The sequence below is a fragment of the Cupriavidus sp. 2TAF22 genome (assembly GCF_052115045.1).
Taxonomy (GTDB): Bacteria; Pseudomonadota; Gammaproteobacteria; order Burkholderiales; family Burkholderiaceae; genus Cupriavidus.
Map to the genome: position 1 here is coordinate 130,098 of NZ_JBFRFX010000019.1, position 8,111 is coordinate 138,208.

Annotated in this window: 7 protein-coding genes; 3 read left to right on the forward strand and 4 right to left on the reverse strand. The window is 58.9% G+C overall.

Features of this window, described 5'->3' with window-relative positions; translation table 11 throughout:
• Positions 1-351 precede the first annotated feature (351 nt).
• The 3 genes from AB4Z48_RS22935 to AB4Z48_RS22945 are packed head-to-tail and all read left to right on the forward strand — an operon-like array spanning position 352 to position 2,087.
• On the forward strand, positions 352-1,014 hold the full coding sequence (locus AB4Z48_RS22935) for a CsgG/HfaB family protein (RefSeq protein WP_441618184.1): 663 nt from the start codon (positions 352-354) through the stop codon (positions 1,012-1,014).
• Positions 1,015-1,047: 33 nt separating this feature from the next.
• Positions 1,048-1,434 carry a DUF4810 domain-containing protein gene (locus AB4Z48_RS22940; protein WP_441618153.1) on the forward strand — a complete coding sequence of 129 codons (387 nt, stop codon included), beginning with the start codon at positions 1,048-1,050 and terminating at the stop codon, positions 1,432-1,434.
• The gene (locus AB4Z48_RS22945) at positions 1,431-2,087 is read left to right on the forward strand and encodes a DUF799 domain-containing protein (protein ID WP_441618155.1); all 657 of its coding nucleotides are present in this window, start codon (positions 1,431-1,433) and stop codon (positions 2,085-2,087) included. The genes AB4Z48_RS22940 and AB4Z48_RS22945 overlap by 4 nt, the downstream gene beginning before the upstream one ends.
• A gap of 370 nt (positions 2,088-2,457) precedes the next feature.
• Here the strand turns inward: AB4Z48_RS22945 and AB4Z48_RS22950 are convergent, their stop codons facing one another.
• The 4 genes from AB4Z48_RS22950 to AB4Z48_RS22965 all read right to left on the reverse strand — a co-directional run.
• Positions 2,458-3,000 carry a hypothetical protein gene (locus tag AB4Z48_RS22950; RefSeq protein ID WP_441618157.1) on the reverse strand — a complete coding sequence of 181 codons (543 nt, stop codon included), beginning with the start codon at positions 2,998-3,000 and terminating at the stop codon, positions 2,458-2,460.
• Between the two features lie 12 nt (positions 3,001-3,012).
• Complete coding sequence (locus AB4Z48_RS22955) at positions 3,013-3,825, reverse strand: eCIS core domain-containing protein (RefSeq protein WP_441618158.1); 813 nt, start codon at positions 3,823-3,825, stop codon at positions 3,013-3,015.
• Positions 3,826-4,551: 726 nt separating this feature from the next.
• The gene (locus AB4Z48_RS22960) at positions 4,552-5,415 is read right to left on the reverse strand and encodes a lysozyme inhibitor LprI family protein (protein ID WP_441618160.1); all 864 of its coding nucleotides are present in this window, start codon (positions 5,413-5,415) and stop codon (positions 4,552-4,554) included.
• A 13-nt stretch (positions 5,416-5,428) separates the two neighbouring features.
• On the reverse strand, positions 5,429-8,111 hold a 2,683-nt coding region (locus AB4Z48_RS22965; protein WP_441618162.1), incomplete at its 5' end, for a glycoside hydrolase family protein.

Consider the following 8,111-nt stretch of genomic DNA (forward strand, 5'->3'; position numbering starts at 1 on the left):
AAAACGCATCCATGCGAGCAGGCCATCATCGGTATCGTCTTCAAGACATGGGCGCCACGCTGCACGCCGGCCGCGAGCCCGGTGCATCGCAGCCCGGCCCGCTTGCGCCTTGATGGCTGCTTCAGTCTAGGCGATCGACGCAGAGATTTCACCGCAGCTTGCAGAGAGCCGCGCGGCCGCAGGCGCTGCGCGTTGCCCTTGTACACCCAACCGTCGAAGGGTGAGTACTTGCTTGTCGATTGCCGTTACCCTTTTCGGGTGACTGGATTTCCGCACCCGGCCCGCAAAGCGGAAATCCCTTGTTTCAAGGGGCAATCGATAGGAGAAGTCTTAGTGAAAAAAGCGAATGCAATGCATCTGCTCGGGGCGGCGGCCCTGCTGGCTCTGCTCGGTGGCTGCGCCACGGAAACATCGACCGCGCTCCCCGTGGCGAAGGTGGAAAGCGCCAGCCGCCCATACGCCGGCGTGCGCACCCCGATCGCCGTGGGCAAGTTCGACAACCGCTCCAGCTACATGCGCGGCGTGTTCTCGGACGGCATCGACCGCCTCGGCGGCCAGGCCAAGACCGTGCTGATCACGCACCTGCAGCAGACCAGCCGCTTCAACGTGCTCGACCGCGACAACATGGAAGAGATCAGGCGCGAGGCAGCCATCAAAAGCCAGGCGCAGCGCCTGAAGGGCGCCGACTACGTGATCACGGGCGACGTGACCGAATTCGGCCGCAAGGAAGTCGGCGACCAGCAACTGTTCGGCATCCTCGGTCGCGGCAAGTCGCAGGTGGCCTACGCCAAGGTCGCACTGAACGTGGTCAACATCACCACCTCGGAAGTCGTGTTCTCCAGCCAGGGCGCCGGCGAGTACGCGCTGTCCAGCCGCGAAATCATCGGCTTCGGCGGCACGCAGAGCTACGACTCCACGCTCAACGGCAAGGTGCTCGACCTCGCCATGCGCGAAGCGGTCACCAACCTGATCACCGGCATCGAAAGCGGCGCGTGGAAGCCCGGCAATCCGTAAAGCCGGTCTGATTGTCGAAGAGGAGAAGAAGCAGTGAAAGAAGTCAAAAAGCCAAAGCAGTATCGGCCGTGGCGCCTGGTGGCGCTGGCCTTGACGGGAAGCGTTCTGCTGGCCGGATGCGCGTCGCCCAAGACCCTGTACCAATGGGAAAGCTACCAGCCCCAGGTCTACCAATACTTCAAGGGCGAGCCCAAGCAGGCACAGATCGAAGCGCTCGAGCGCGACATGCAGAAGATCGTGGCCGCCGGCGCCACGCCGCCGCCGGGCTATCACGCACACCTGGGCCTGCTGTACGCCGACATCGGCAAAGACGATCAGATGGTGCAGGAATTCCAGACCGAGAAGACCCTGTTCCCCGAGTCGGCCACCTATGTCGACTTCCTGATGAAGAACGTCAAGCGGGGTGAAGAAAAGAAATGAAGCCCATGTTCAAACGCCTTTTTGCCGCCACGGCGGTCACCGTGCTGGCCGCCGGCTGCGCCGCGCCGCGACAGAACGTCGACTACGCCGCGTTCAAGGCCAGCCGCCCGCGCTCCATCGTGGTCCTGCCGCCGCTGAACGAATCGCCCGAAGTGAAGGCGACCTACAGCATGCTGTCCCAGGTCACCTACCCGCTGGCAGAGTCCGGCTACTACGTGCTGCCCGTGACGCTGGTGGACGAAACCTTCAAGCAGAACGGCCTCACCACTCCCGGCGACATCCACCAGGTCGCACCGGCCAAGCTGCGCGAGATCTTTGGTGCCGACGCCGCGCTCTACGTCACGGTATCGAAGTACGGCACCTCGTACGTGGTCATCAACAGCATCACGGTCGTCACCGCGAGCGCCAAGCTGGTCGACTTGAAGACCGGCGCCACGCTGTGGAGCGGCAGCGCGTCGGCGACGGATGATCAGGGCAACAGCGGCGGCGGGCTGATCGGCGCGCTGGTGGCCGCGGCGGTCAAGCAGGTGCTCAACAGCGTCACCGAAGCCGGGCACAAGGTAGCCGGCGTGACAAGCACGCGACTGCTGTCGGCCGGGCATCCGGGGAGCATTCTGTTCGGACCTCGGTCGCCCCGGTATGCGACGGATTGAGGTTTGCGATTGGGTTTGAGCGGTTGGGTCGAGAGGCCGCTTGAACTTTGGAGCCCCGCGGGTTGATGGACCCGCGGGGCTTTTTGTTGGTGTGCTGTCGGTGCTTGTCGCCGCGGTTCTAGAGCTTGACCTGCTCGAACTGTCCCTTGCCCGAGAAATTGAAGGGAACCTTGAAGGCTGTACCGCCTTTGATGCCTTCGGACTGCTCGATGACCCGTGGCCACCACCGCACGAGATTGTATTCGCTACACCATGCACGCTAGTGGCGAGGTTGTGCTGTCGCGAGCCGGCGCATCGAGCAAGGACGATCCGGTGCTCACACTTCCTGGCTCGCGATATCACCCATTACCCTGAGAGCTTGCAGAATTGGTTATGGCTGAGGCGTATCTGGCGGAACAATGCCATCGGCGGCCGGTGGGTTACCGATGTAACGACCACATGCGGGATACGTAGTCGTTCCGTCGGGATGGTCTACGTAGGACAGGAAGACGCGATGACCATCAGGGCGTGGTTGAACGCAGAAGATGCCAACGTATCTGCTGCCAGTCTGCCCGGTTTGACGGAATGCAAAACCATACGTGTTTCCTGCCTCAAGTGGTTTTGACCCGCCGATCTCCTTGTAGCCTCTCAATGGCCGGCCATAAAAGACGCAATCGCCGGGACGCAAGATCAAAGGCTTCATACCCGGCATTAGCTCAATGGCCCATTCTTTCGGTGGCCAGCCTGAGGCTATCTCTGCAACGGCAGCGACCTGCAATCCGATGCTCGTGCTAGCCTCCTTCGGCAAGCAGGCGACAGGAATGTCTCCCATCTGCTTGATGTCCAGTGATGGAGGCCAAAGGGAGGTATCCGCATGGCTCACGACCGGACCGCCAGCCAAAAGGCAGCTCACTACAATGCGATGAATGTTCATGGGCGCCTTGGGTTATTTCGGGAGGTGGCTCTTGTCGCGCGGGTTCACGAAGGGCGTCATGACGTTGTATAGCAACTCTGAGCTCATCTGTGGATTGTATGCATGCTGTGGCCGCCTCAGTATGCAGATCATGTAGTAGTCGGACATGATGTTGCCCTGCTGCTCCATGTTGAAGTCGCTCAGGCGACTGGTGGGTGTCAGGCTGTAGCCATAGGCGGATGCGCCTCGGCTCGTGACAGTGAGGGCATTGCGTTTGATGCCATAGCCCATCTGGTATTGCCAGACATGCGCCAGCTCATGCATGAACAACGCACGACCCCTGTCGTCGGCGCCTGCGAAGTCATCTCGGTAAATGGCCGAAGGGAAGTACATCTCCCCGTTCGGCGTGACTGCGGTTGTGGGGTCTTGCTTTCCCATGAATAACCACCAGCCGCCGTGGTGAACTCTGACCTGGGTGTAGTCAATCCCGTTGCCGAACACCGTACGTGCCATGGCAATTTCTTCCGCGGTAAGGCCGCGTTCGGTACCTTCCGGCAATGACACTGTGACTTTGGACGTCCCTACATTGTTGTTATTGGTTGTTGCGACCGAGTTGCTCTGATTGTTGATATATATCCTGTCTGTTGATCGCCCATCGCCATGTTCTGTGGCGCAACATGCTGCCTCTTGCGCAATGAGCGGCGGTGTCAACGTGAGGGAGAGGATGGAACTGGGGCGATACGTAACGATTCGTTCGGTACAGCCGTTGCTGTCAGTGACACCGGTTCGCCTGCTGCCATCATCAAGCAGGACGCTGTAAGGCAAGTGACAGGGCAGGCTCGCCATCTTTGCCTAACAGCCACAGTTGCTCATCAAAGACGGGGGGGTGGATCTGTCGTGGGCTGTACGGGAACCCGCACGGCGCGGCAGGTCAGACAATCGGGGCTTCCACATCCTGCCATGACGTTCCTCTTCTCCGTTCGCAATGGATTTCAGATGAACTATATAGGCCATCAGATGACCCATTTCAATCAGAATAATCAGAAATTCGCGGGCGTGGCTATTGCTGCTGGCGGCGACATTTCGTCGACAAGTATCTGTTTTCAACCTCCATTGGTCGCGGTGTACCTCGACCTTGGTGTAGTCGACGCGATTGCCGAACTATCCTGCGATAGTGTCTTCCGTCATGGCGATAATTTTCTATTGCACAGTATTCCCGCTGTCTCACGGCACTGTCACTGAAATTGACATTGGTACCGCTGCTGACGACCGCGCCGGCACCGTAAATTGGAATGACGATAGCCGGCAAGGACGACGGGCTTCGTGGGGCCAACTCCAAAAATATGCTGGATTCATATGCAGGGGCGGCGACTAATTGATGCCAGGCTCTGGTGCCGTGCAAGAACGGTGGGCCTTAGTGATTGGCCTGACTGCCTCGGCACTCTGACTCAGCAAGTAATAGCGTTCAGTGCATGCTGGGGGACCGTTAGCGGAGGACTCGACGTAGTACTGGGCCCGAATGAGAAGGCTATCAGGCTGAGTGACAAGGACGATTGTTACGGTTCGGCCGTCTCAAGGGACCTTTGATCTGAGCCATTCAAGTCTTTCCCTCATGGTGGCAAGAATGCATGCTTCGTTTTTGTCGCAGGCATTACGTTCTTCTAACCATGAGCGTTGTTGTTGACGTATTTCGGTCGTGGCACCTGAAATTCTCCGCTCCTGTTCTACGAGCAACTGATATCCAAAGGCGATGCTCTTATCGAGGCCGGAAAGTTCGAACGAGTGGCAAATCGCGAGCTCCGCATTGAGCTTGGTTTTGTCGCAATGGAACGACGGCGAGGGTTTTGCGTTGGAGGGGAGCTTCGACAATACCAATATTGTTTGATCATACCAGCGCATAACCATCCTTTTCTTGCTGAGAAGAAACAGCCAGGATCCAGGAGGCCCCCCGTCTGGCGAAAGATGAGGCGTAGCGATAGAGCCATTCCATACTCCAGATTTGCAGTGAATTACGATAACATCGGCTTTGAGGTTATTTGCAAGTCCCAATCTATAGTCTTTGATAGGAGAGTCGCCGGAATTAATCCCGTAGCCACCGAAACTTAACTTAATTAGGTCGTCGACTCTCAATCGCCTGAGAGTTGCAGTGGGGTTGTTGCATGCTACAACATCCTCCGAGGTGTCACTTGAGATCTTTTTGGCATTAAAATTAAAAATTCTCCATCGGAGCGACGGAGAGTTCCAGCCGTAGTGCATTGTGCGTCCGGATTCCATGTTTACGTGCACCTCTGATACCTCCCATCTTCCGGCGAGGCTTGATGGTATTGGCTCATTTTTTTTTCCCCCTGCAGCCGCAGGAAAAATCAAAATGCGGAAAAAAATTAATGCGCATAATACTAATTTTGCAAAAAAAATGATTGATGGTATGTGTTTCATTATTGGTTTTGTGCTAGCTTATTGGGGCTCCATGGTATTCATACACGCCATGAAGAAAAAGCTTTGTTTCATCTTCTCGCCTTTTTACCAGGCCGGTAGCAATCTTGCCGCCTGAGTAGATATTTTTCCTTATGATCGCCATAGCTTCTTCAATTTTTCCGTCATTTATGAACGATACAACCTTTGCCCAACTATCTCCTGGGTTGTAAGCATAAGAAGTGATGGCATCAAATTCGTTTTGATCAAGGTCGACATGAATTGCCGTTTTCACCATGTTTTCGTAGCCTGGAACTACGTGACGTAGCAACGCGAACTCCTGAGCCTCCGTCAGGATAATGAGAGCGGAATTATCCTTGGCAAATTTGAGAGCCTCACTGCCTCCCAGGCCTGATGCAGCCGAGATTGCAATCGCCGTAGATTCCTTAATACCGATGGCGACCATGTCGCGCTTTATGCTGGAGGTGCTGCGCTCTTTCATGTCGTAACCGGGCCCTAGCGTTACCCCACTCGCCCAGCCCGGCCAATGCAGTTTCTCTGAAGTCCCGGGAGTTGACTCCTGCTTGTAAATGAACCACATCCCCTTCTCTGAAAGCCGCGTTGCAGAAAATCGCATGAAGTTCCCAACCACTGCCACGGGATGGATGTGAAACACAAACGGATCGACAGGAAAACCCTCCACCCTCCCCGCCACGGCATCCCACCACACCAGCTTGGCAATCCGCGCCTTCTCGCTCTGCCACGCGGGCCGGGCTGAGCGCGGCACGTTCTTGTCCCAGGCATCCCAGCTCGCCGGGTCGGCCTTCCATTCGCTCGGGTAGCGAATGATCAGCCGCGATAGCTCGCCGAGCTTGCCGCGGCTGCGCTGGGCAGCCCGCAGTTCCCCCAGGGTCAGGCGGTGATCGGGGATGGTATCGAGGCTGGCGAAGACCTCGCGCATGGAGCCGTCGAGTTGCGCATCGGTGAGCGCCAGCTCGCCGCCCTGGAACGCAGCCATTTGGGCCGCGGTCGTGAAGATGTTGCCGTAGCCTTCGCCCGTTGGCTTGGACTCGATCAGCTTGAAGTCCACCCACTCATGCGGTGAATGCAGGGTGATGCCGGTATGGCCCACTTCCCCAGCCCAGCCGATAGCGGTGGTGGTGTCGTCGCTGATCTGCACCTGCCACCAGCGCTTGCCGGTTTCGTCCAGGGCGAAGGTGGTGGGTAGCTTAGTGGGATCCGGCGCGGCCGGCCTTGACTGCGTCAGTGTTGCAATGTCGAAGCGCTGGGGATACGGGCCGTTGATGGGACCGTTGGCGACAAACGTCAGGGGAAAAACCGGCCAGCCCTGTTCCAGATCGGCCACCAGTAGCTTGCCTCGATCGCCTTTGCCCAAGGTCGGTATTGCGTCATAGGCCGCTCTGGTGATCCACACGGGGGCACCGGCAGCCGCAGCCACCAGGATGCCCCGATAGAGCGTGGCGCCCGGCTTGCCAACGGTGCCCTGTTTGGGCGGTCGGACAATATCCCTCGCCGCATACGGCACGCCGTTGCCGTACCGGAACAGGCTCGCCTCCTTGGCGCCCTTGGGCAACGCTGCCTTGCGCTCGATCCACTGCAGGGTCTGCACCGGCCTGACCTTCACGTAGAGGGCATCCTCATGCGGAGTGCCGTCCAGCTCCACGAGGGTGTTSGCGGCAAGCAAGCCGGCCTTGGCCTCGGCCAGCACCGGGTTGCACAGTGGCGCCTTCGGCGCCACGCGCAGCAGTGTCTTCTCCKGCAACTTGGCCGATGCCGCGGCCGCCCGGCTCTTGGCGAGGAAGCCACTCAATTCAGGACCGGCAATGATCTCCTGRTGCAGGATCACCCTGTCCTGGCCAGGATCCTTGATTCGCCGGTAYTCCCCCAGGTGGCCGAGCAAGGCGCCAGCCTTGATGGCGATGGCGGAYTTGGGCGTGACCACGCTGTCGAAGATTTCGGGGGCCTTGCCTTGCGGCTCCAGATGGCTGAGCGGCACCCAGCCACGCTCTGCGCCGCCCAGCGGCTCGATTTGGCCAGTAGTTGGAGGGRCAATAGTGCCCTCGATCAMGCTRCGGATCCTGACCCAATTCTTGTCCGCGCTGCGTTCGACGGCGGTGAWGCGGGCYCCKCGGGGCAGGATGCCGAGGATGGTGCCCTTGGGATTGGGTAGCGAACAGATGCGCAGGCCCAAGACCGCTTGTGCGGTTGCGCCCGACGCGGCTGCCTGCTTGGGGCTGGCTTGTTTGTGATCCGCTTTCTGCGCCACGCGGTAGACGGTTGCCGGCCAGTARTCCGGGCGCTTGACCTTGGCACCCAGGCGCTCGTAGTCGCTAAACGAGCGCAGGTGCATGGCCAGACAGAAGTAGGTCAGCTTGTTGCCCGCCGGGTATTCGAGTGTGTGGCGAGTGAGGACGAAGCCGCTGCTAAACGGTGCCTGCACCGAGCCGTTGGACATGGGCACTGTCGCGATGCCGGGGACGGTGGGGTAGTCGCGGTTGASCTGATAAGCGACGACCTCGCCTTTGGCGATGGCACCCATGCCTTCGTCCAGCGACAGCGTGTTGGCCATCGCCTGGACGTAGTGAATGCCGCAATGCACGCCGGAGGGGCCCAGCGGATAGAAGCCGTTGTCGGCCAGGCTGAGCGCCGTGTAGTAGAGCGCGGCGTCGCGCACCTCCTTGCCGGCCTTGTCTTTGAAG